23 protein-coding genes are annotated in these 22,417 nt (G+C 71.1%); 12 read left to right on the top strand and 11 right to left on the bottom strand.

Annotated features, from left to right (window positions below; all coding sequences use genetic code 11):
* Positions 1-7 precede the first annotated feature (7 nt).
* The 3 genes from E9998_RS25900 (at position 8) to E9998_RS15335 (ending at position 4,188) form a co-directional block, all read left to right on the top strand.
* Positions 8-1,048: an ABC transporter ATP-binding protein gene (locus tag E9998_RS25900; RefSeq protein ID WP_204745465.1), complete on the top strand. Its 1,041-nt coding sequence runs from the start codon at positions 8-10 to the stop codon at positions 1,046-1,048.
* Positions 1,045-2,097: an ABC transporter ATP-binding protein gene (locus tag E9998_RS25895; RefSeq protein ID WP_204745464.1), complete on the top strand. Its 1,053-nt coding sequence runs from the start codon at positions 1,045-1,047 to the stop codon at positions 2,095-2,097. The genes E9998_RS25900 and E9998_RS25895 overlap by 4 nt, the downstream gene beginning before the upstream one ends.
* Positions 2,098-2,199: 102 nt before the next feature.
* Positions 2,200-4,188: a beta-galactosidase gene (locus E9998_RS15335; RefSeq protein WP_204745463.1), complete on the top strand. Its 1,989-nt coding sequence runs from the start codon at positions 2,200-2,202 to the stop codon at positions 4,186-4,188.
* An 11-nt stretch (positions 4,189-4,199) separates the two neighbouring features.
* On the opposite strand, the gene E9998_RS15330 is transcribed toward E9998_RS15335, so the two are convergent.
* From E9998_RS15330 to E9998_RS15290, 8 genes are all read right to left on the bottom strand, one after another.
* A complete protein-coding gene (locus tag E9998_RS15330; RefSeq protein ID WP_136530577.1) occupies positions 4,200-4,745 on the bottom strand; it encodes a hypothetical protein in 546 nt (181 codons plus the stop codon).
* A complete protein-coding gene (locus E9998_RS15325) occupies positions 4,742-5,299 on the bottom strand; it encodes a CDP-alcohol phosphatidyltransferase family protein (protein ID WP_136530576.1) in 558 nt (185 codons plus the stop codon). The genes E9998_RS15330 and E9998_RS15325 overlap by 4 nt, the downstream gene beginning before the upstream one ends.
* A 105-nt stretch (positions 5,300-5,404) precedes the next feature.
* Entirely contained in the window at positions 5,405-5,971 is a 567-nt protein-coding gene (locus E9998_RS15315) for a hypothetical protein (protein WP_136530575.1), read from the bottom strand.
* Between the two features lie 10 nt (positions 5,972-5,981).
* Entirely contained in the window at positions 5,982-6,494 is a 513-nt protein-coding gene (locus tag E9998_RS15310; protein ID WP_136530574.1) for a Pycsar system effector family protein, read from the bottom strand.
* A 64-nt stretch (positions 6,495-6,558) separates the two neighbouring features.
* The gene (locus tag E9998_RS15305; RefSeq protein ID WP_136530573.1) at positions 6,559-7,077 is read right to left on the bottom strand and encodes a hypothetical protein; all 519 of its coding nucleotides are present in this window, start codon (positions 7,075-7,077) and stop codon (positions 6,559-6,561) included.
* Positions 7,078-7,119: 42 nt separating this feature from the next.
* Positions 7,120-7,353, bottom strand: coding sequence for a hypothetical protein (locus E9998_RS15300; protein WP_136530572.1), 234 nt, complete (start codon positions 7,351-7,353; stop codon positions 7,120-7,122).
* On the bottom strand, positions 7,350-8,027 hold the full coding sequence (locus tag E9998_RS15295; protein WP_136530571.1) for a Crp/Fnr family transcriptional regulator: 678 nt from the start codon (positions 8,025-8,027) through the stop codon (positions 7,350-7,352). The genes E9998_RS15300 and E9998_RS15295 overlap by 4 nt, the downstream gene beginning before the upstream one ends.
* Before the next feature lie 99 nt (positions 8,028-8,126).
* Complete coding sequence (locus E9998_RS15290; RefSeq protein WP_136530570.1) at positions 8,127-8,804, bottom strand: DUF3159 domain-containing protein; 678 nt, start codon at positions 8,802-8,804, stop codon at positions 8,127-8,129.
* Between the two features lie 113 nt (positions 8,805-8,917).
* Here E9998_RS15290 and E9998_RS25400 point away from each other — a divergent pair, with 113 nt between their 5' ends.
* From E9998_RS25400 to E9998_RS15265, 5 genes are all read left to right on the top strand, one after another.
* Positions 8,918-9,928 (top strand): TY-Chap domain-containing protein, encoded by a 1,011-nt coding sequence (locus E9998_RS25400; protein ID WP_158299824.1) that lies wholly within the window; start codon positions 8,918-8,920, stop codon positions 9,926-9,928.
* 34 nt (positions 9,929-9,962) lie between these two features.
* Positions 9,963-10,973: a threonine aldolase family protein gene (locus E9998_RS15280; protein ID WP_136530569.1), complete on the top strand. Its 1,011-nt coding sequence runs from the start codon at positions 9,963-9,965 to the stop codon at positions 10,971-10,973.
* Between the two features lie 138 nt (positions 10,974-11,111).
* Complete coding sequence (locus tag E9998_RS15275) at positions 11,112-11,297, top strand: (2Fe-2S)-binding protein (protein ID WP_136530568.1); 186 nt, start codon at positions 11,112-11,114, stop codon at positions 11,295-11,297.
* A gap of 160 nt (positions 11,298-11,457) precedes the next feature.
* Positions 11,458-11,940, top strand: a complete 483-nt coding sequence (gene bfr, locus E9998_RS15270; protein ID WP_136530567.1) for a bacterioferritin — start codon at positions 11,458-11,460, stop codon at positions 11,938-11,940.
* Positions 11,941-12,174: 234 nt separating this feature from the next.
* Positions 12,175-13,785, top strand: a complete 1,611-nt coding sequence (locus tag E9998_RS15265) for an endo-1,4-beta-xylanase (protein ID WP_136530566.1) — start codon at positions 12,175-12,177, stop codon at positions 13,783-13,785.
* Positions 13,786-13,823: 38 nt separating this feature from the next.
* On the opposite strand, the gene E9998_RS15260 is transcribed toward E9998_RS15265, so the two are convergent.
* From E9998_RS15260 to proC, 3 genes are all read right to left on the bottom strand, one after another.
* Entirely contained in the window at positions 13,824-14,267 is a 444-nt protein-coding gene (locus E9998_RS15260; protein WP_204745461.1) for a GNAT family N-acetyltransferase, read from the bottom strand.
* Positions 14,268-14,331: 64 nt separating this feature from the next.
* A complete protein-coding gene (locus tag E9998_RS15255; RefSeq protein ID WP_136530564.1) occupies positions 14,332-15,273 on the bottom strand; it encodes an NAD-dependent epimerase/dehydratase family protein in 942 nt (313 codons plus the stop codon).
* Between the two features lie 197 nt (positions 15,274-15,470).
* Positions 15,471-16,277 carry a pyrroline-5-carboxylate reductase gene (gene proC / locus E9998_RS15250; protein WP_136530563.1) on the bottom strand — a complete coding sequence of 269 codons (807 nt, stop codon included), beginning with the start codon at positions 16,275-16,277 and terminating at the stop codon, positions 15,471-15,473.
* A 208-nt stretch (positions 16,278-16,485) separates the two neighbouring features.
* Between proC and E9998_RS15245 the strand changes: the two genes are divergently transcribed.
* Genes E9998_RS15245 through cydC form a run of 4 tightly spaced genes read left to right on the top strand, consistent with a single transcriptional unit; the run spans position 16,486 to position 22,417 of the window.
* On the top strand, positions 16,486-17,898 hold the full coding sequence (locus E9998_RS15245; RefSeq protein WP_136530562.1) for a cytochrome ubiquinol oxidase subunit I: 1,413 nt from the start codon (positions 16,486-16,488) through the stop codon (positions 17,896-17,898).
* 12 nt (positions 17,899-17,910) lie between these two features.
* Positions 17,911-18,906: a cytochrome d ubiquinol oxidase subunit II gene (gene cydB / locus E9998_RS15240; protein ID WP_136530561.1), complete on the top strand. Its 996-nt coding sequence runs from the start codon at positions 17,911-17,913 to the stop codon at positions 18,904-18,906.
* Complete coding sequence (gene cydD / locus E9998_RS15235) at positions 18,906-20,630, top strand: thiol reductant ABC exporter subunit CydD (RefSeq protein WP_136530560.1); 1,725 nt, start codon at positions 18,906-18,908, stop codon at positions 20,628-20,630. The genes cydB and cydD overlap by 1 nt, the downstream gene beginning before the upstream one ends.
* Positions 20,627-22,417 carry a thiol reductant ABC exporter subunit CydC gene (gene cydC, locus E9998_RS15230; RefSeq protein ID WP_158299823.1) on the top strand — a complete coding sequence of 597 codons (1,791 nt, stop codon included), beginning with the start codon at positions 20,627-20,629 and terminating at the stop codon, positions 22,415-22,417. Before cydD ends, cydC begins: the two co-directional genes overlap by 4 nt.

Below are 22,417 nucleotides of genomic sequence, written 5' to 3'. Positions count from 1 at the left end.
GGGGGCAATGGAGCACGCACGACCACTGCTGGAGATCTCGGGGCTGCGCACGAGCTTCGACACCTACGACGGGAAGGTCCGCGCCGTCGACGGCGTCGACCTCGCCGTCCACGCGGGCAAGACGCTCTGCGTCGTCGGCGAGTCCGGCTGCGGCAAGTCCGTGACGGCCCGCTCGATCCTGCGCCTGGTCGAGGACCCGGGGCGGATCGAGTCGGGGACCATCGCCTGGAACGGCCACGAGCTCGACGGCACCGGCGAGTCCTTCGACATCCTCGCCCTCGACCCCAAGGACAAGCGTCTCGGACGCCTGCGCGGCGGCGAGATCGGCATGATCTTCCAGGAGCCCGCCGCGTCCCTGCTGCCGCTGCGCACCATCGGCGCGCAGCTCATAGAGACCCTGCGCATCCACACCGACCTCTCGAAGAAGGCCGCTCGCGCCAAGGCGATCGAACTGCTCGACTCCGTCGGCATCCCCGACCCGCACCGGCGGGTCGACGCCTACCCCTTCCAGCTCTCCGGCGGCATGTGCCAGCGCGCCATGATCGCGATCGCCCTGTGCGCCAACCCGTCCCTGCTCATCGCCGACGAGCCGACCACCGCGCTCGACGTCACCACCCAGGCGCGCATCCTCGACCTCATCCGCTCGCTCCAGGCCGAGCACGGGATGGCGGTCATGTTCATCACCCACGACCTGGGCGTCGTGGCCGAGCTCGCCGACGAGGTGGCCGTCATGTACCTCGGCCGCGTGGTCGAGCGCGCGGGCGTCGAGGAGCTCTTCGCCGATCCCAAGCACCCCTACACGAAGGCGCTGCTCGCCTCCGTCCCGGTGCTCGGCCGCGACCGGGGCCGGGACCTCCCGACCATCCCGGGTGCGGTGCCCAATCCGCTGCACCGGCCCACCGGGTGCTCGTTCCACCCCCGCTGCGCCGAGGCGATCGCCGGACGCTGCGACCTCGACGACCCGCCCGAAGTCGACTTCGGCGGCGGCCGGACGGCCGAGTGCGTGCTGTACGCGCCCTCTGAGGACACCGAAGGAGCCACGGCGTGACCGAACCGCAGATCCCCGCCCAGCGCGGCGCCCCGCCGCTGCTCGAAGTCCGCGACCTCCACGTCCGCTTCCCGGTGCGCCGCAACCTGCTCGGGCGCACCACGATGGAGAACCACGCAGTCACCGGCGTCGACCTGGCCCTGCGGCCGGGGGAGACGCTCGCGCTCGTGGGGGAGTCCGGCTGCGGCAAGACCACCCTCGGGCGCACCATCGTGGGCGCCCAGAAGGCCACGAGCGGCTCGGTCCTGTTCGACGGCGCCGACCTCACGGCCATGAACGGGCGCGAGCGGGCCCCGTACCGGCGCCAGATCCGCATGGTCTTCCAGGACCCGTTCTCGTCGTTGAACCCGCGGTTCACGCTGCGGCAGATCATCGGCGACCCGCTCGTCGCCACCGGCGAGGCGCGCGGCTCCGAACTGGAGGACCGCATCGCCGAGATGATGCGGCGCGTGGGCCTGAGCCCCGACTACATGGACCGCTACCCGCACGCGTTCTCCGGCGGGCAGCGCCAGCGCGTCAACATCGCGCGGGCGCTCATCGTCGGCCCGCGCCTGGTGGTCGCCGACGAGCCGGTGAGCGCCCTCGACGTGTCCGTGCGCGCCCAGATCCTCAACCTGCTCAGGGAACTCCAGGGCGAGTACGGCCTGACGTACCTGTTCATCTCGCACGACCTGTCGGTGGTCGAGAACCTCGCCGACCGCGTCGCCGTCATGTACTTCGGGCGCATCGTCGAACTCGCCGACACCGCCGACCTCTACGAGCGCCCGCGCCACCCCTACACCGAGGCGCTCATGTCGGCCGTGCCGATCCCCGACCCCGCGCTGCGCGGCCGGGGCGGGCGGATCCTCCTGCCCGACGAGCTGCCCGACCCGACCGACCCGCCGCCGGGCTGCGCCTTCGCCCGCCGCTGCCGCCACGCCGAAGAGGGCCGGTGCGACACCGGCGCCATCGCCCTCGAACGCGGTCCGGACTCCGACGCGGGCCACGCCGTGCGCTGCGTCAGGCACGAAGAGCTTGACTTGCAGGGAATCGTCGGGGCAGAATCCTGAGGGCCCGGTCGGCAAGCGCTGTCACGGCGCGGCCGGCCGGCACCCGACGCACCACCAAGCCCCGCCGACCACACCGCCGCGAACGACAGTGAAGGACCCTCGGTGCACATCAACCGGAACGCCGACATCATCCCGCAAGTCGACGGCCTCGCCTACGGCGGCGACTACAACCCCGAGCAGTGGCCCCGCGAGGTCTGGGACGAGGACCTGCGCCTCATGCGCGAAGCCGGGGTCAACCTCGTCAGCGTCAACATCTTCGCCTGGGCCGGCATCAACCCCGCCCCCGGCGTCTGGGACTTCGCCCGCCTCGACGACGTCATGGACCACCTCGCCGCCGGCGGCGTGCGCGCCGACCTCGCCACCGCCACCGCCTCCCCGCCGCCCTGGTTCTCCCAGGCCCACCCCGAGTCCCTCCCCGTCGACGCCGAAGGCCACCGCCTCCACTACGGCGCCCGCGCCGAATACTGCCCCAGCGCCCCCGCCTACCAAGCGGCAGTCGTGGAGATGGCCGGCCGCCTCGCCGAGCGCTACGCCGACCACCCCGCGCTCGCCATGTGGCACGTCGGCAACGAGTACTACCGGTCCTGCCACTGCGACGCCTCCGCCGCCGCCTTTCAGACCTGGCTCGCCGAGCGCCACGGCGACCTCGACGGCCTCAACGACGCTTGGGGCACCACCTTCTGGTCCCAGACCTACACCGACTGGTCCCAGGTCCTGCCCCCGCGCCTGTGCGCCGAGACCCCCAGCCCCGGCCTCGTCCTCGACTGGCGCCGCTTCTGCTCCGACGCCCTCCTGAACCTCTTCCGCTCCGAAGCCGAAGCGATCGAACGCCACAGCCCCGACAAGCCCATCACCACCAACCTCATGGTCTCCGGCGACTTCGCCGCCGTCGACTACCACCGCTGGGGCCCCCACGTCACCGGCCCGCGCCGCCTCGTCGCCACCGACCACTACCTCATCCCCGAAGGGCCCATCCCCTGGCCCGCGCAGGTCGCCTTCGGCGCCGACGCCTCCCGCGGCCTCGCCGGCGGCAGCCCCTGGCTCCTCATGGAGCAGTCCTCGAACTCCTCGGCCTGGCGCCGCGGCTACTTCGCCAAGAAGCCCGGCGACCAGCTGCGCCACTCCCTCTCCTACGTCGCCCGCGGCTCCGAGGGCGCCATGTTCTTCCAGTGGCGCGCCTCCCGCTACGGCGCCGAGCGCTACCACTCGGCAATGCTCCCGCACGGCGGCACCGACTCCAAGGTCTGGCGCGAGATCGTCGAGTTCGGCGACCGCCTCAAGCGCATCGCCGAAGTCAAGGGCTCCACCGTGGACTCCCGTGCCGCGATCCTCCTCGACTTCGAGTCCGTCTGGGCCGCGCAGACCCCCGGCCAGCCCTCCGCCGACATGGACACCTACCCCGAACTGCGGCGCTGGCACTCGGCCCTGTGGCACCGCGGCGTCACCGCCGACCTCGCCGACCCCGCCTGGGACCTCGACGGCTACGAGTACGTCTTCGCCCCGCACCTGTACCTGCTCGACACCGACGCGAACCTCCGCGCCTACGTCGAGAACGGCGGCACCCTCGTCGTCGGGCCCTACTCGGGCATCGTGGACGGCAACGACCACGTCCACCCCGGCCTCCCCGGCGCGCTCCGCGACCTCATCGGCGTCCGCGTCGAAGAGTTCGTCCCGGTCGCCAAGGGCGCCACGGTGGCCCTGGACGACGGCACCGAGGGCCGGACCTGGACCGAGGTCGCCCACGCCCTCGACGCCGAAGTCCAGGCCTCCTTCGCCGACTACCCGGGCACCCCCGCGCTCTTCCGCCGCCGCCTCGGCCGCGGCGAGGTCTGGTACCTCTCCACCCGCCCGGTCGACCTCGACCCCCTCTTCGACCGCCTCGGCCTCGCCCCCGACTTCGACGGCGGCGCCGAAGGCCTCGAACTCGTGCGCCGCAGCCACGAGGACGGCCGCTCATACGTCTTCGCCATCAACCACACCGACGACACGGTCCCCGTGCCCGCCAAGGGCACCGACCTCCTCACCGGCGAACCCTGGGACTCCTCGCGAACGCTCGGCCCGGGGGAGAGCGCCGTCATCAAGGAGCGCTAGGGGGCGTCCGTTCAGTCGAGGAAGAGCTGCGGCGCGTAGGCGATCGCCACGAACCGCACCGACCGGCCCGCCAGGCACACCACCGCGAACACGGGCGTGCTGATCCGCGTTCCCGCGATGTAGACGCTGGTCGCCAGCAGCGGCGGCAGCCCCGTCATCGCGCTGAGGAACAGGATCGGCACCACCAGCGCGGGCCGGTCCAGCAGCACCGTGAGCCGCCTCGCCGCCGCTCCCACGGGCTTGAGGACCCGTGCCGCGCGCCGCCGCACCGGCCTGTCCGGCGGCGCCGCGCCGCCCGCGGCGACCGCGTTCTTCTCGCGATGCCTTGTCGCCTTGGCGATCCACGCTCGCAGCCGCTCGGACCTGAACGCCCCGCGGGCGCCCAGGAAGATCACGGTCTTGCCCGCCGTCTGACCGACCGCCGCCGCGACCCCCAGCCCCAGCGCCCCGTAACCGGTAGCGGCCACCAGGCCCACGAGGTACGGCTCCACCGGCGTCACCGGCAGGAACGCCGACACCAGCCCCGTCAGGCACGTGGCCAGGTACGCGGCGATCACCCGCGCTCCGGCTCCGCCGGAAGTATCTTCGCCACCGCCACGAGCGAGGCCACCTTGACCACAAGCACCGCCACCGCCAGCGCCGCGGGCCACAGCGGCGTGGGCGAGACGAGCACCAGCACCACGAGCCCGCCCGTGTTGAGCGCCTTGGCGGGCGGCGACCAGTTCCACCGGTACACCCCGCGGTGGACCTCATAGAAATAGTTCGGGCTCACCACGGGCCAGTACAGGAACGCCAGACTCAGCATCGTGTCCACGACCATGAACTGCACCAGGAAGATCCCCAGCGGCACCGCCATGTCGGGCCGCAGCACCAGCAGCGCTCCCGCGCACAGCGACGTGCACGCCCGATCCGAGATGATGTCGAACACCGCCCCGAGCCGCGTCTCCTGCCCGAGCAGCCGCGCCGACAGCCCATCCAGCATGTCCCCGACCCAGTACACGACATACGCCGCGACCGCCAGCGGCACACTCGCCTCAACGATCGCCAGTACCGCCAGCACGACCCCCGCCAGCGTCCGTACCAGCGTGATCCCATTGGGCACGTTCAACAACGACGCCCCACCCGCCGCAGTCCCAACCCCCGACGCCTCGGCGGCAGCCTCCCGGACCATTCCACCACCGCCATAACCTCGCGCCATCACTTACAACGCGAAATCCTATTCCATCCCGCCAACCCCCACCAGCCACCGCCGAACCGGCTCATGCCCCGCCAACCGGGGATCGACGGCGACGGCGGCCCGAGCGAATTTGCTACAGACCTCGCCGAGATGATCGATGAGATACTCACGCCCGCAACTAACACGCGGAAAGCCAGACCTGCTCAGCCGCTCGCGCAAACTCTCCCCCTCAACGCCGAGCAGCTCGAAGCTCGGTACGAGATACAACTCGACCTCCTCCGCGCCGCCGAGCACCACGATGTCCTTTCCCGCGCTCTGGCAGTACAACTCCAACCGCCCGTCCCCGCAGGACCGCAACGCTTCCAGCGCCTGTTCGACCGACATGAGCATGTCGACGACGTCCGAGTCCCACAACTCCACCTCGCCGGAGGGAAACCCCGAGATCCTGCCCACGACATACGAATTCTCCAGAGCCCTCGCGGCCCAGTAAAGCGTCGTGAACTCACACGGTCCACCAGCCGCATACGAGGTCATGAAGTCCTCGAACAGCTCCTCGGCCTCTTCCGCAGCCCTGACCCCGGGATGCACCCACTCAACCCTGAACACCGATCTCCCCTCAGCCGGAGAGCGCGAACGCGATCGCGGTCGCCAGCATGAGCACGGCGGCGATCGCGAAGCACACCATGGCCGCTCGCAACCGTTTGAACTTTATGAGAGCGAGCGTCGACAGCACGCTGAGCTCTTTAGCGCTGGCCGCCAGGAGCATTTTTGAGTCGCCGTAGTTTTTGAGGATCCTCTGCGCAACCACCTCGGGGGGCTGGTTGGCACTCGCGCGAATGCCGGTGTCACCAGCTGGCAGGCGAGGCCAAACCACCGCTCCCAGACATCCGATGCCTGCCAACATGAAGGTTGCGCCAGCCCATGCAAGGGTGCTGGCGGTGTCCGACGAACCCGTTAACGAAGGCGCCGCGAGTAGGAGCCCAGCGAGCGGCGTAGTTCCTGCTGCCAGGAGCGACGCCTTCGTATCGGCGTTGGAGATCATGTGTCGGGAGCCGTCGGCCTGCCGATGGATCTCGTGAAGTGCCGTCTCAACGGTCTTCGAATGCGCCTGCTCTATGTTGACCTCCATGGATCCCGTTGCCTCCGAACAGTATCGCAGAAAGTGTCGGGATTTTGGGGTCGAGTTGCGCCGCTCAGACTCCTACGAGCTGATTGCCTCGCTCCGGGAGCGCGCAGGTCGGCAGGGTTGCGGCGGCGGGCCGGGTCCTGCGTTCGAGCAGGGCGAGGTCGATGCGGTCCTTCGGACGGTCGAGGTGCTCCTTGTACGCCTTCAGGTCCTGAAGCGACATGTACCGCAATCCCTCGATGTCGTCAGCGCGGTCGATGAGTTCGTCAGTGTCGGATTCGGGCATGAACCAGTGGTCGCAGACCTCCACCATGCCTTCGCAGAGCCGGACCACCTTCGCCCCGCTTATCGCCGTTCGCTCGGTGTAACCCTGGCCGAACCGCACCAGCTCCACGGTCCGCCTCCAGGTTTCGCCGCGGGCCACGATGTCGATGTCCGAGAGCCGTCTTCGATGTCCGGTCGCGAGCATTCGGGCGCTTCCAGTGATCACGAAATCGTCCCGGTTGAAGACGCCTTCCCTGACCAGTCTCCAGACCAATCCGATGAGTTGGGCGCCGTCATGAGTCATCCTGCGGGCATCCGCCACGGCGGGACCTTTCCAATGCTTTCGGGCAAATGTGTCCGCGGCTCATTCCTCGCCGCGGTCGGGTGGCGAATCCAGGTCTCGCAGCGCGCGCAGGATGTCCGGGCGCTCGGCGGGCACGGTACTTCTCAGGGCGAGTCGCTGGCGTTCGGTTTTCGCGCGCTCGCGGAACATGTCGCTGCGATGCCTGATCCAGGCGCGCAGCACGATGGTGAGGGGAGTCGCGACGAGTGCGAACATCGCCGCCGGACCCCATTCGACGGGGAGCATGGCGGTCACCGCCTTAACGGCGGTCGGTCGCGCTTCGACAGGGTCTCGATCGCCTTCAGGTCGTGGATGGTGAGGTTGCCGCGCCCTGTCGTGAGGACGCCGTCGGCGCGGAGCCGGCCGAGGACCGCCGACGCCGACTCGCGGGACAGGCCGCTGATCGATCCCAGGTCCCGTTGTGTGACCCCCGATATGTGCAGGCCGTCCGACGCCTCTTCACCGATTCCTGCGTCCACCAGTCGCAGCAGGCCTTTGGCGATCTTGTTCTCGCTGCTGGTCACCGACTCGTTTCGCGGGATCTCCTTGGCGATGATTCGCGCGGCCAGGTGCCGCATCACGGCTTCGGTGACGCGCCTGTTCGTCAGGACGAACTCCCACCACATGTCCCCGGGGATGAGGTCGGCCTCGACTTCGTTCATCGCGACCATGTCCGCGGTGCGGGGTACGCCGCGGATCGCCGCGATCTCGCCGATGATCCCGCCGGGCTTGCAGATGTAGACGATCGACTTCGGGTCGCCGGTGAGCGCCTTCACGTGGCCGCGGCGGAGGTACAGGACGAAGTCCGACGCGTCCCCCTCCCGCACCAGTTCGGTGCCGGCCGGATACCTGACCCGGTGGGCGCCGGGCAGGAGGAGGTCGAGTTCCTCTTGTGTGAGGAATCCATTCGACTGTGTGGGATCCGGCATGTTCTTAAGTGTGAACTACACACAAGGAAATTCCCGGCATCGGAACGCGGCGTGTCGCTTTTCCGACAGGGATTCGAGACTTGCTGGGGCGCTTGGGGTCTACGGTGCGGTTCGCTCGGCCTCGGTTGCGAGGAGGACCGGGTGCCTCAGGCCGGGGTGGTCCTTGGGGAGGACGAGTTTGATGATGGAGCCGCTGACGGCGAGGCAGAGGACGAGGAGGGGCCAGGAGAGGAGGATCTGGGCCACGCCTCCGCCGACCACGGCGAGGTCGTCGGAGTCGCTGTTCCAGAACGGGGTGAGGACGGCGACGCGGAGGGCGTACATGGCGACCCAGGCCCAGGAGGCGGCGGAGTAGGCGCGGAGGAGGTCGGGGTCGAGGCGCCAGCGGGTGCGCTGGCCGAGGAGGCCGCCGACGATGAGGCCGAGGAGGGGGCGGCGGAAGACGATGAAGCCGGCCCAGACGAGGGCGCTGGCGGCGTTGACGGCGATGCGGGGGAGGAGGATGTCCTGGGCGCGTCCGGTGTAGAGGACGAGGGCGGCCGCGACGGCGACGCTGAGGAGGCCCAGGACGACCGCGCGGGGCTGCTCGCGGCGGGCGAGGCGGACGGCGGCGATGAGGGCCGCCGACGCCACCGAGGCCCCTGCGGCCCAGGCGATCGAGTCGCCGGTCAGCAGCCAGGTGAGGATGAACACCACCAGCGGGGCGGTGGCGTCGAAGGCGCCGCGCCTGCCGCCTAGTAGGCTGACGAGCGTGTCTTGCCGCACAGTATCGGACAACTCCCGACCCTTACCTCTCAACCCGTTACGGAAGGCAAGGCTACCCTAACCGCAGTGGCACGCCGGGCGTCAGGCCCGCAGCCCCATCTACGGACGGATTGGCACGGTACCGGATGCTCGGCACACATCGGATCAGTGAAGCGCAGCTCGTCGACCTGCTCCGCCGTGCCAGAAAGACGGACTTCGGCCGCTGGAACAAGGCCGACCTCCAGCGCGGCATGACCGACCTCGGCTGGCAGGTCCGCTCCGCCGAGGTCGACATCGGCATGTGGCGCGCCGAGACCGGCTACGACACCGGCAACGCCATCGCCGACTCCATCCCGCCCCAGACCCCCGTCACCGGCCGCGCCGACTTCTACTCCATCGAGGTCATGGTCCTGCGCTCTGCCGAGCGCGGCCGCCAGGGCGAGAACCACCGCACGCTCATCTTCCGCGAAGTCCTGCGCACCATGATGAACGAGCTCGGCGCCCCCGAGGTGCGCGGCGGCGACGGCGGCCCGTGGGTCCGCTGGTACCGCGACGGCCTGCTCTTCGAGCTGCACCTGCGCCGCTTCCACGGCGGCGTCACCCTGCGCCTGCTCTCGCCCGAGCTGTTCGAGCAGCTGGAGGCCCACGCCGTCGGCAAGGGCGACGTGTCCGGCTGGGCCGCCTACGCCCGCGCCTCCCAGCACCCGCCCGAGCCCAACTGCACCGACATCGGCGAGTTCACCGAGCGCCTCTCCTCGCTCCTGACGGACATGGCCGCCGACGTCCCCGTGGTCGACACCTCCGGGACGGTCCTGCTGCGCACCGGCGACTGGTCGGCCCGCTACGTGGCCGCGTTCGTCGACGGGGGACTGCGCGTGGAGGCCAGCGCCGCGGTCAACGGCGCCTGGCGCTCGGGCCTGTCGAACCTGCCGGGCATGGGCTTCCGCGCCCCCAGCGGCGCGCAGCCGAACTGGTCGCGCAGCTTCAACTCGACCGACCGCACCGCCACCAGCCAGGCCGCCCACATGATGGTCGACGCCCTGCGGGCCTTCGGCATCCAGGACCTCTTCGACATCGTCTACGACGGCTTCACCGCCGACGGCGAGCGCATGTACCTCCCGGTGCTCGGCATCGGCAACGGCGCCGACGCCTACTAGTCGCACGGCAAGCGCTTCGCGTTAAGGTCGGAGCATGATCGTCGACCTGCGCTCCGACACCGTGACCCGGCCCACCGCGGCCATGCTGCAAGCCATGACGGCCGCCGACGTCGGCGACGACGTCTACGGCGAGGACCCCACCGTGAACGCCCTCGAAGCCGAGGTCGCCGACCTGTTCGGCAAGGAGGCCGCGGTCTTCACACCCACCGGCTCGATGGCGAACCAGATCGGCCTCCAGCTCTTGGTGCGCCCCGGTGAGGAGCTGCTGTGCGACGTCAAGGCGCACGTGGTCAACTACGAGATGGGCGCCGCGGCCGCGCTCGGCGGCATCACCACCCGCACCTGGTCCACGCCCGGCGGGCGCCTCGACGTGCCGCTCATCGAGCCGCTCATCAACCGGCCCAACCCGTACGCGACGGTGACCCGCGCGATCGCGGTGGAGAACACCCACAACATCGGCGGCGGCACCGTCCAGCCCGTCGAGTCCCTGCGCGAGCTGCGGGCGCTGGCCGACGAGTACGGCCTCGGGCTGCACCTGGACGGGGCCCGGATCTGGAACGCCCACGCCGCGTCCGGCGTCGCCTTCGAGGAGTACGGGCGCCTGTTCGACACGGTCTCGGTGTGCCTCTCCAAGGGCCTGGGCGCCCCGGTCGGCTCGCTGCTGGTCACCGACGCCGAGCGCGCCCAGCGCGCCCGCGTCATCCGCAAGCGCCTGGGCGGGGGGATGCGCCAGGCGGGCTTCCTGGCCGCGGCGGGCCGCTACGCGATCGCGCACCACATCGACCGGCTCGCCGAGGACCACGCCCGCGCGCTGCACCTGGCCCGTTCGCTGGAGCCGTTCGGGCTCTGCGACGCCTCGGCGGTGGAGACGAACATCGTGATCGTGCGCGTGCCGGGGATCGCCGCCCTCGCCGCGGCGGCGGCCGAGCAGGGGGTGCGGATCTCGGTGCTCGGGCCCGACTGGGGCCGGATGCTCACGCACTACGACGTGGACGACGCGGGGATCGAGCACGCGGTGAAGGTGCTCGGCGAACTGGCGTCCTGATCGGTACGGGCCGGTGGGTCGCGGGTCGCCCGAACGGGCGCGGGCGGTCCACCGGAACGGGGGTTGCGGGCGGCCCGGCCCGAAGGTAGGTTAGGCATACCTTCTTTAGTCGAGCCTAACCAGTCCGGAGGTCGGTGCGTGTACGCCTGCATCTGCCACGCGGTCCACGAGAGCGAAGTCCGTGACTGCATCAGCGCGGGCGCGCGCACCGAAGAGGCCATCGGCGAGGCCTGCGACGCCGGCACGAGCTGCGGCACCTGCCATGAGCGCCTGGTCGACATGATCGAGACCTATTTCACCGATGCCGTTCCGGCGGCGGCTTGAGCCCTCTTATCGGGATTTGCCCGGTGCTTTAGGTTGTCCTCCCTTAGGATAGGTTGTCCTATTTTAGGCATTCCTGGCTGGAAATGGGCCCCGACCTGGACCTAGTGTGGGACCGTCGGCCACGGGACCGGCGATCTACGGACCGGGAAGGACGGAATCCATGCAGGGCGACAAGAAGGTCATCGAATTCCTCAACGAGCAGCTGACCGCGGAGCTCACCGCGATCAACCAGTACTTCCTGCACGCGAAGATGCAGGAGAACTGGGGCTACACGAAGCTGGCGAAGTACACCAGGTCCGAGTCGATGGACGAGATGCGCCACGCCGAGATCCTCACCGACCGCATCCTGTTCCTCGACGGCATGCCGAACTACCAGCGGCTCTTCCCGCTGCGGATCGGCTCCTCGGTCGAAGAGGTCTTCCGCTGCGACCGCGAGGTCGAGGTCGAGGCGATCGACCGCCTCAAGCGGGGCATCGAGCACATGGAGTCGGTCAAGGACTACGTCTCGCGGGACCTCTTCGAAGGCATCCTCAAGGACGAGGAGCACCACATCGACTACCTGGACACGCAGTTGGACCTCATCGCCAAGATCGGCGAGGCGCTCTACATCCAGACCCTCATCGAGCAGCCCGAGGGCGAGTAGCCTGAGAGACGAAGGCGGGGGCCGGCTTTTCAGCCGGCCCCCTTTCTTCTTGCGGCAGAGCCCCTCACATCTCCGCCACAGTGGTAGGTCGCCGCCTTGACAGCGCCGACGCGATGATCGTAACATATCAATACTTTGAATGGAAGTTTCCGAAACTTTCGGTTCGAATGGTCGCGGCCGGCACCCCCGACCCCCGCCGACCGCGCCGTACCCTCACGACGCGAAGGAGCCGACATGGCCTCCCCCCCAACGCAACCCATCGAACCCCGCGGCGGCCCCAGCCGCCGCGCGATCCTCTCGGCCGCCTCGCTCGCCGCGAGCGCGACCGTCCTCCCCGCGGGCCTCATCGCCCTCGCCGCGAGCCCGGCACACGCCGACGACCTGCTCCTGGCGACCGACTTCTCCTCGGGCACCACCGAAGGCTGGACCGGACGCGGCGCCGCCGCCGTCTCGGTCAACGCCGAGGCCAACCTCCTCGTCGAAGGCCGCACCGCCACCTGGAACGGGGCGGCTATCGACATCACCGCCCACATCGAGGTCGGCGTCCGCTACCAGCTGCGGGTGCTCCTGCGCCTGCCCTCGGGCACCGAGGCCGCCGACCTGCGCACCTCCGTGCAGCGCGACGCGGGCGGGACCTCCAGCTACGACACCGTCAAATGGAACACCGCCGTCACCGCCGAGGCCTGGACCGAGTTCACCGGCACCTACTCGATCAGCGCCCCCGCCGACCGACTCCAGTTCTACGTCGAATCCGCCTCCAGCCTCACCCCGATCCTCCTGGACGCCTTCACGCTCACCAGGATCGTCGAACCCGAGATCCAGGACCTCCCGCCGCTCAAGGACGTCCTCGCAGACGACTTCCCGATCGGCTGCGCCGTCGAGCCCCTCGAAGTCGTCGGCAAACCCGCCGAACTCCTCGCCAGGCACTTCGCGCAGGTCACCACCGGCAACCAGATGAAACCCGACGCGATCCAGCCCACCGAGGGCGTCTTCGACTTCACCAGGGCCGACCAGATCGTCGGCTTCGCCGAGGCCAACGGGATGAAGGTCTGGGGCCACACCCTCCTGTGGCACAACCAGACCCCCGCATGGTGGTTCAACGACGCCGAAGGGAACCCGCTCCAGAGCACGCCCGAGCACCGGGCGCTCCTGCTCGCCCGACTCAAGACCCACGCCGAAGCCCTCGCCGTCCACTACGGCGACCGCGTGTGGGCCTGGGACGTCGTCAACGAAGTGGTCGACCCCGAGCAGACCGACGGCCTGCGCCGCTCGCGCTGGTACGAGGTCTTCGGCGGCGGCTCCTACATCGCCGAGGCCTTCAAGATCGCCCGCAAGGCCTTCCCGCGCAAGGTCAAGCTCTTCCTCAACGACTACAACACCGAGTTCCCCGACAAGCGCGAGGCCGTCTACAACCTCGTGCAGGACCTCAAGCGCAAGCGGGTGCCCATCGACGGCGTCGGCCACCAGGCCCACGTCGACTACAAGCGCGACCCGCAGCTCCTCGGCGAGACCATCGACGCGTTCAAGCGCCTCAGGGTGCTCCAGGCCGTCACCGAACTCGACGTCTCCGTCTCCGACCACATGGAGGAGAGCCTGCCCGCGACGCCGCCCGAGCGCCTCATCGCCCTCGGCTGGTACTACAAGGAGCTCTTCGAGGTCCTGCGCGACCGCGCCTGCGACCTGGAGTCGGTGACCATGTGGGGCCTCTACGACGCCGTCTCGTGGCTGCGGACCTGGCCGGTCTCGCGCCCCCACGAGGCACCGCTGCTCTTCGACGACCGCCTCCAGGCCAAGGCCGCCTACTGGGGCGTCGTGGACCCGACCCGACTCGAACCGCTGCCTTAAGACACCGTCCGGGAGCGGGGCCTCGGCCCCGCTCCCGGTCACCTCCCGGCTCGGCGCATCGGGACGTGCGCGATGCCGTCCTCCACGAACTCCTCACCGTCGATCTCGAAGCCGTGCTTGCGGTAGAACCCCGCCGCGTACGTCTGCGAGTCGAGCACGACCTCGGCCCCCGGCCCCACGGCCGCCAGCGCCGCCGCCATGAGCCGCCCGCTCAGGCCCGTGCCGCGCTCGGACGGCGCGCAGCAGACCCGCCCGATCCGCCAGCCCCCGACCGCGCTGTCGCGCAGCAGCCGCAGGCACGCCACCGCGCCCTCGCCGCCCTCGATCCAGAAGTGCCTGGTCTCGGGATCGGTGTCGTGGCCGTCCAGGTCGGGGTAGGCGCACTCCTGCTCCACCACGAACACCGACTGCCGCAACCGGGCCAGTCCGAACACCGCCGCGCCGTCGAGTTCGCCGAAGGCCGCCTGTCGTATCTCGCTCATACCAGCCATTAGAGCAGCGTTCGCGTCCGCGCGGGTGGACGCTCACGCGTGCTCGTCGCCGATCTCACGCCGCGGCCAGGCGCCGGCGCCACCACGCGATCGTCGCCTCCAGCGCCTCGTCCAGGCCCGTCGCCTCGTCCCCGAACGCCTCGGTGAACGCCGAGGAGTCCATGACGTACGGCCCGTCCCACTGGTGCCGCGTCTCGGCCATGCCCCGCATCGCGGGCTTGAACGCGCCCACGACCTGGATGAGCACCCACCACGGCAGCCGCCGCACCTTCGGCTCGGCGCCCGCCAGGCGCCCCAGCGCCGCCACCGCCTCGCGCATCGAGACCGGCGGCGCCGAGGGGACGTGCCACGGCCGCCCCCACGCGCGGTCGTCCCCGGCCAGGCGCACCAGCGCCCGGGCCATGTCGGGGATGTACGTGAAGGTGTGCGGCGCATCGGGATCGCCGAAGACGTCCACCGTCCGCCCCTCCATCGCCGGGCGCACCATCCGCTCGCCGAGCATCGCGTCGGCGAGCGCGCCGGGCCCGAAGTAGTCCGAGCCGCGCGCCTCGGTGAACCGCAGGTCGCCCGCCTCGTGCGCCGCCATCGCGTCCTCCCACATCCGGATGCGGATGCGGCCCTTGGCTCCGGGGGAGCGCAGCGGGGTCGACTCGGTCATCGGCCCCGCGACGGGCCCGTAGACGTACAGGTTCCCGGTGTTGACCAGGGAGGCGCCGTGGGCCTTCGCGGCGGCGAGGATCGCGGCGAACATCGGCGGCCACTCCTCGGCCCACTGGTGGTACCCGGCGGGGTTGGCGCAGTTGTAGATCACGTCGGCCCCGGCGCTGGCGGCGGTGAGGGCGGCGGCGTCGCGGGCGTCGACGGCGACGTGCTCGACGCCGGGCGCGTCCTTCCCGCCGGAGCGGCTGAGGACGCGGACGCGCGCGCCGCGCTCGGCGAGGATCGCCGCGACGGTGGTGCCGATCTGGCCTTTGCCGAGGATCACGTGGTCGGTCATGGGGTGTCCCTCTCTAAAACGAGAGCAGTGCTCTCTGTTGCGGTCAACGATCGCACGCCGCCCCGTCACTGTCAAGAGCACCGCTCTCTTTTCAGATCAGTGATCTACCTCAAGTGCCGAAGAAGCCCGGACGCACCGCGTCCGGGCTCTGCCTTCGGTGACTCTGCGTTTCTGCGCCTCAGGCGCCGCTCAACGCCTCACGCGTACTCGTCGGCGATCTCGCGGGCCCGGTCCCGGGCGGCCTCGATCGCGTCGGTCACCGCCGAGCGGGCCCGGTGGTTCTCCAGCTGACGCACCGCGCTGATCGTCGTGCCCGCGGGGGACTCCACGGCCTCGCGCAGCTCGACGGGGGAGCTGCCGCTCTCGCGGAGCATCCGCGCCGCCCCCAGCGCCGTCTGCGCCACCAGCTCGGAGGACACCGCCCGCGGCAGTCCCATGAGGACGCCCGCTTCGGTCATCGCCTCCGCCAGGTAGTAGAAGTACGCCGGGCCCGAACCGGAGATCGCGGTGACCGCGTCCTGGTGCTTCTCGTCGACCACGAGGGTCCGCCCGAGCGGCTTGAACAGCTCCAGGGCCGCCTCCAGGCACGCCGCGTCGGCGTGCGTGCCCGGCGAGAGCACCGTCATCGCCTCGTCCACCAGCGCCGGCGTGTTCGGCATCGCGCGCACCACCGGCGTCCCGTCCGGCAGACGCTTCTCGAAGAACGCCACGGGCAGCCCCGCGCAGATGCTCACCACCGGCGCGGTCCCGTCGAAGGCGCCCGTGAGCTCCTCTAGGAGCGACCCTGCGTCCTGCGGCTTGACGGCGACGACCACGACGTCCGCGCGGCGCACCGCGTCCGGATTCGACTCGACCCCGATCCCGTAGGCCTCGCGAAGCTCCGCGGCCCGCTCGGCGCTGCGCGCCGTCGCGATCACCGACTCCGGCGACCAGCCCGCCCGCAGCAGGCCCGACACGATCGCCTGCCCCATCTTCCCCGTGCCCAGCACCGCGACCGTCCGCATGCCGTCTCCCTCCGCCGTCGTGAAACCTTGCCGTCGAACGCCCCATCGATTGTGCCTCGCGCCGCGCCCGGCCGGGGCCCGCCGACCGCCTGGTGGACACCGCGCCCCACAACTGCGAAAAACTGTCCGGTTGAGCGTTTCGTCCCCCGGCGGGCGGCCCGGCTGCCACGATAATCGGACGCAGGCACACAACGGCGAACGGGGCGATATGGACGTTCTGGACTTGGCCCGGCTCCAATTCGGCGTGACCACCGTCTACCACTTCCTGTTCGTGCCCGTCACCATCGGACTCTCGCTCCTGGTCGCCATCCTCCAGACCCTCTGGCGCACCACCGGCAAGACCGCCTACCTGCGCGCGACCAAGTTCTGGGGCAAGCTCTTCCTCATCAACATCGCCATGGGCGTGGTCACCGGCATCGTCCAGGAGTTCCAGTTCGGCATGAACTGGTCGGCGTACTCGCGCTTCGTCGGCGACATCTTCGGCGCCCCGCTCGCCTTCGAAGCCCTCGTCGCGTTCTTCCTCGAATCGACGTTCATCGGCATCTGGATCTTCGGCTGGGACCGCCTCAAGCCCGGCCTCCACCTCGCCTGCATCTGGCTCGTGGCCCTCGGCTCCTTCGCCAGCGCCTACTTCATCCTCGCCGCCAACGCCTTCATGCAGAACCCCGTCGGCTACCAGATCAACGAGACCGCCGGACGCGCCGAACTCACCGACTTCGGCGCCGTCCTCACCAACCCCGTCGCCCTCGCCGCCTTCCCCCACACGGTCTTCGCCTCCTGGCTCACCGCCGGCGTCGTGGTCGTCGCCGTCTCCGGCTACCACTTCCAACACCGCCGCGACCTCGACGTGCACCGCCCCGCCATGCGCCTGGGCATCCTGACGACCCTCGTCGGCGGCCTCGGCCTCATCCTCTCGGGCGACTCCCTCGGCAAGGTCATGACCGCGACCCAGCCGATGAAGATGGCCGCCGCCGAAGCGCTGTTCCAGACCACCTCGAACGCGCCGTTCTCCGTCCTCACCATCGGCCCGCTCGACGGGAGCACCGGCACGCCGATCCTGGAGATCCCCGGCCTCCTCTCCTTCATGGCCACCGGCTCCTTCCAAGGCGAGGTCGAAGGCATCAACGACCTCAACGCCCAGTACAACTCGCTCTTCGGCCCCGGCGACTACGTCCCCTACATCCCGCTCACCTACTGGTCCTTCCGGCTCATGATCGGCTTCGGGATGCTCGCGATCGCCATGGCCGTCATCGTCTGGTGGTCCACCCGCCGCGGCCGCATGCCCCGCCACCGCCTGTTCTGGCCCGTCGCCATGTGGATGGCCCTCACCCCGTTCCTCGCCAACAGCGCCGGATGGATCTTCACCGAGATGGGACGCCAGCCGTGGGTCGTCTTCAGCCTCCTGGAGACCAGCTCCGGCGTCTCGCCGCGCGTCGGCGCGCCCACCGTCGCGATATCGCTCATCGGCTTCACCCTCGTCTACCTCGTCCTCGCCGTCCTCGCCCTCAAGCTCTTCCTCAAGTACGCCAAGGCCGGACCGCCGAGCGAGGAGGACGCCCTCGCCGGCTCCGGCCCGCCCGACGGCGACGACGCCGACCGCCCGATGGCATTCGCCTACTGACCGGGGACCGACATGGAATTGACGACCTTCTGGTTCATCGCGATCGCCGTCCTGTTCACCGGGTACTTCATCCTGGAGGGCTTCGACTTCGGCGTCGGCGTCCTGCTGCCGGTCCTCGGCCGCGACGACCGCGAGCGCCGTGCCCTCATCAACACCATCGGACCCGTCTGGGACGGCAACGAAGTCTGGGTCATCACCGCCGGCGGCGCCATGTTCGCCGCCTTCCCCCACTGGTACGCGAGCCTGTTCTCCGGCTTCTACCTGCTGCTCTTCCTCATCCTCATCGGACTCATCGTCCGCGGCGTCGCCTTCGAGTACCGCGGCAAGGGCGACGGGGAGCGCTGGCGGCGCCGCTGGGACCGATGCATCGTCGCCGGATCGATCGTCCCCGCGTTCCTGTGGGGCGTCGTCGTCGCGAACATCGTGCGCGGCGTCCCCCTCGACGCGAACTTCGACCACACCGGTTCGTTCTGGAGCCTGCTCAACCCGTACGCGCTCCTGGGCGGCCTCACCACCCTGGCCCTGTTCACCGCGCACGGCGCCTACTTCCTGCACCTGAAGACCACCGGGGACCTCGCCGAGCGCGCCCGCGCACTCGGCCTGAAGATCGGGACCGCCGCGGCCGTCCCGGCCCTGGCGTTCCTGCTGTGGACCCAGCTCGCCCACGGGAACGGCCTCACGCTCGCGCTCGTCGTCCTCGCGGTGCTCGCGCTCCTGGCGGGCCTCGCGCTCGACTACACCGGCCGCGGCGGCTGGGCGTTCGCCGCCACGGCGCTGACCATCGGCCTGGCCTCGGCGGCGCTGTTCTGCGCGCTGTGGCCCGACGTGCTCCCCTCCACCGGCGACCCCGCCAACAGCCTCACCCGCGAGAACGCGGCGGCCACCGACAAGACCTTGGGCATCATGACCTGGGCCGCCCTCATATTCCTGCCCGTCGTCCTGCTCTACCAGGGCTGGACGTACTGGGTGTTCCGCAAGAGAGTCGCCGTCGAACGGATTCCGGCCTGATGACCACGCTCGCAACGAGACCGACCGGCGGCGCCTTCGACCGCCGCCTCCTACACCGCGCCCGCGGGGCCGCGCCCTACATCGGGGTGTGCGCCGCGCTCGGGCTCGCCCAGGCCGCGTGCGTCATCGCGGGCGCCTGGCTCATCGCGGGCCTCATCGCGGGCGCGTTCGCCGGCGGCGAGGACCTCGCCGCCCTCACGCCGCGCCTCGTCGCGCTCGCGGCCGTGCTCGGCGCGCGGGCGCTCCTGGCCTCGGTGCAGGAGGCCGCCGCGCACCGCGCCGCCGCCGGGATCAAGGCCGGCCTGCGCCGCCAGGCACTCGAACACCTCATGCGCACGCCCTCGGACGGGCGCAGCAGCGGCGCGACCGCCGCGCTCCTGGTGCGCGGCCTCGACGCGCTCGACGACTACTTCGCGCGCTACCTGCCACAGCTCGTCCTCGCGGCCCTGGTGCCGGTCGCCGTCGTCGCCGTCATGCTCGCCGCCTACCCGCCCGCCGCGCTCATCGTCCTCGTGACGCTGCCGCTCATCCCGTTGTTCGGCGTCCTCATCGGCCTGTACACGCGCGCCCGCGCCGAACGCCAGTGGGACGCCACCGCGCACCTCGCCCACCACTTCGCCGACCTCGTGGCGGGCCTGCCGACCCTCAAGGCCTTCGGCCGCGCCGCCAAGCAGTCCGGCGCCATCGGCGCCACCACCGGCGACTACCGGCGCCGCTCGATGTCCCTGCTGCGCGTCGCGTTCTGCTCCGCGCTCGTCCTCGAACTCGCCGCGAGCCTGTCGGTGGCCGTCGTCGCCGTCACCGTCGGCGTCCAGCTCGTGGACGGCGGCCTCGCGGGCGCCGCGGGACTCCAGACCGCGCTCCTGGTCCTCATCCTCGCCCCCGAGGCCTACCTGCCGCTGCGCAACGTCGGCGCGCACTACCACGCCAGCGCCGAAGGCCTCGCCGCCGCCGAACGCGTCTTCGCGATCCTCGCCGAACCGGCCGAACGCCGCGGGGAACCCGAGCCGGAACCCGTCGCCACGGGCGCGCCCGCCCAGCAGGGCTCGGCCGCCACCGCCCTCACCAGCGTCCCCGCCATGCGCACCACGCTCGACCGCGCGCCCACGATCATGTTCCGCCGCACCGTCTTCGCCTATCCGGGCCGCGGCCCGCTGCCCGAACGGAGCCTGACGATCCCGGCCGGGCGCACCACCGTGCTCACCGCCCCCTCCGGCGCGGGCAAGTCCACGCTCATGGCCGCCCTCGTCGGCTTCCGCACGCCCGCATCCGGATCGATCGCCTTCGACGACACCGACCTGTCCGATCTCGACCTCGCCACGGTGCGCCGCTCCATCGCGTGGCTCCCGCAGCGCCCCGTCCTCGTCGACGGCACCGTCGCCGAGAACGTGAGCCTCGCCGTCCCCGGGCCCGCCTCGGACCCGGCCGTCGCCCGCGCGATCGCCGCCGCCCACGCCCCGGCCGCGAACCGCCGCGTCGCCGCGAACGGCGCCGGCCTCTCCGCCGGCGAGGCCGCCCGCGTCGGCCTCGCCCGCCTCCTCCTGCGCGCCGACCTCCTCGACCCGCCCGTCCTCCTCCTCGACGAGCCGACCGCCCACCTCGACACCGACACCGAACGCGCCGTCCTCGACGCGCTCGCGCCCTACCGTGACGGACGCACCGTCCTCATCGCCTCCCACCGCCCCGCGGTGCGGGCCATCGCCGACCGAGAGGTGGACTGTTGAACGAGGCACCGCACGAGACCGTCCTTCAGGAGACCGTCCCGGAAGGGACCGTCCATCAGACCGCACCGCGCCGCAGGGGTGCGTGGCGCAACCCGATCGCGCTGCGGCTCGGGCTCGGTGCCGTGCTCGGTGCGCTCGCGCAGCTCAGTGCACTCGCGCTTCTGGCCGTCGCGGCCTATCTCGTCTCCAGGGCTTGGGAGCAGCCGCCGATCCTGTACCTCATGGTCGCCATCACCTCGGTGCGGCTCTTCGGGATCGGCCGCGGCGTGCTCCGCTACGCCGAGCGCCTCGTCTCGCACGACGCCGCCTTCCGCGGCCTCGAACGGCTCCGCACCGCCGTGTGGCGCAAGCTCGTCCGCCTCGCCCCCGCCGGGCTCCCCGTGTGGCGCTCGGGCGACCTCCAGGCGCGGCTCGTCGACGACGTCGACGGCGTCGGCGACCGCTGGCTGCGCGGCGCGCTGCCGCTGACGAGCGCGATCGTCGTCGCCGTGTGCGCGGTCGCCCTCCAGACCGCACTCCTGCCCGCCGCCGGGTTGATTCTCGCCGCGACGCTCCTCGCCGCGGCCCTCGCCGGGCCCGCGCTCGCGGCCTGGTCCTCCCGTGCCGCCGCGCGCGCCACCGCGGAGGCCCGCGGCGACCTCACCGAAGGCGTCCGCTCCTGCCTCCACGGCCGCGAGGAACTGGTGGCCGCCGGGACCGACGCGACCGCCCTCGAACACGTCCTCAACAGCGACGAGCGCCTGCGCCGCGCCGACGCCCGCATCGCCTGGACCGCCGGGCTCGGTCAGGCCGCGGGCCTCGCCGCCCTGGCCGCCGCTGTGTGCGGCGCACTGTGGACCGGCATCCCCGCCGTGCACGCCGGCACCCTCGACGGCGTCCTCCTCGCCGTCATCGCCCTCGTGCCGCTCGCCGCCTTCGAACCCGTCCTCGCCCTGCCCGCCGCCGCTCAGCAGACGGCCGCTGCCAAAGCCTGCGGCCGCCGCCTCCTCGACGTCACCCGCGCGCCCGAACCCCGGCCCGACCCGGCCGAACCCATGGACTTCGAGCCGAACCCGCTCGGCGGCCCGCCCTACATCGAGATCAAGCGGCTCAGCGTCACCTGGCCCGGCGCCGACGCCCCCGCCCTCTCCGGCTTCGACCTGACCATTCAGCCCGGCGAGCACGTCGCCGTCACCGGCCCCTCCGGCTCCGGCAAGTCCACCCTCGCCGCCGCCCTCATGGGCTTCCTGCCCTACGAGGGCAGCCTCCGCTTCGGCGGCGTCGAGCTCGCCGAGTACGACGGCGACGACATCCGCGCCATCGTCGGCCTCTGCTCACAGGACGCCCACGTCTTCGACACCACCCTCGCCGAGAACCTCCGCCTCGCCCGCCCCGGCGCCCCCGACGAGGAACTCGCCCGCGCCCTGCGCTGGGCCGGACTGCGCGACTGGCTCGACGACCTCGGCCGCGCCGCAGGCGGCGACGCCCTCGACGGACTCCGGACCCCCCTGGGCGAACACGGCCGCGCCGTCTCCGGCGGCGAACGCGGCCGCATCGCCCTCGCCCGCTGCCTCCTCGCCGACCGCGAAGTGCTCATCCTCGACGAACCCGACGCCCACCTCGACGCACCCACCGCCGAACGCGTCCTGCGCACCGCCATGGCCGCCCTCGAAGGCAAGACCGCCGTCGTCGTCACCCACCGCCCGCTCCCCGAGGGCATCGTGGACCGCGTCATCCGCCTCGACCCGCCCGTCCCCGCCCCCCGCGCCGAGGCACCCGACACGAGCAGGGCCGCTATACCGTCATGA

Source organism: Glycomyces paridis (assembly GCF_004912155.1).
GTDB lineage: Bacteria > Actinomycetota > Actinomycetes > Mycobacteriales > Micromonosporaceae > Glycomyces > Glycomyces paridis.
Note: the sequence above shows the minus strand (reverse complement) of the source record. Positions and strands in the feature narration are given on the sequence as shown.

Coding starts and splice junctions, on each gene's coding strand:
- E9998_RS25400 (WP_158299824.1), top strand. CDS start 8,918: ATGCTCGGCACACATCGGATCAGTGAAGCGCAGCTCGTCGACCTGCTC.
- cydD (WP_136530560.1), top strand. CDS start 18,906: ATGACCACGCTCGCAACGAGACCGACCGGCGGCGCCTTCGACCGCCGC.
- E9998_RS15295 (WP_136530571.1), bottom strand. CDS start 8,027: ATGCCGGATCCCACACAGTCGAATGGATTCCTCACACAAGAGGAACTC.
- E9998_RS15265 (WP_136530566.1), top strand. CDS start 12,175: ATGGCCTCCCCCCCAACGCAACCCATCGAACCCCGCGGCGGCCCCAGC.
- bfr (WP_136530567.1), top strand. CDS start 11,458: ATGCAGGGCGACAAGAAGGTCATCGAATTCCTCAACGAGCAGCTGACC.
- E9998_RS15245 (WP_136530562.1), top strand. CDS start 16,486: ATGGACGTTCTGGACTTGGCCCGGCTCCAATTCGGCGTGACCACCGTC.
- E9998_RS15280 (WP_136530569.1), top strand. CDS start 9,963: ATGATCGTCGACCTGCGCTCCGACACCGTGACCCGGCCCACCGCGGCC.
- E9998_RS25900 (WP_204745465.1), top strand. CDS start 8: ATGGAGCACGCACGACCACTGCTGGAGATCTCGGGGCTGCGCACGAGC.
- proC (WP_136530563.1), bottom strand. CDS start 16,277: ATGCGGACGGTCGCGGTGCTGGGCACGGGGAAGATGGGGCAGGCGATC.
- cydB (WP_136530561.1), top strand. CDS start 17,911: ATGGAATTGACGACCTTCTGGTTCATCGCGATCGCCGTCCTGTTCACC.
- E9998_RS15260 (WP_204745461.1), bottom strand. CDS start 14,267: ATGAGCGAGATACGACAGGCGGCCTTCGGCGAACTCGACGGCGCGGCG.
- E9998_RS15255 (WP_136530564.1), bottom strand. CDS start 15,273: ATGACCGACCACGTGATCCTCGGCAAAGGCCAGATCGGCACCACCGTC.
- E9998_RS15310 (WP_136530574.1), bottom strand. CDS start 6,494: ATGGAGGTCAACATAGAGCAGGCGCATTCGAAGACCGTTGAGACGGCA.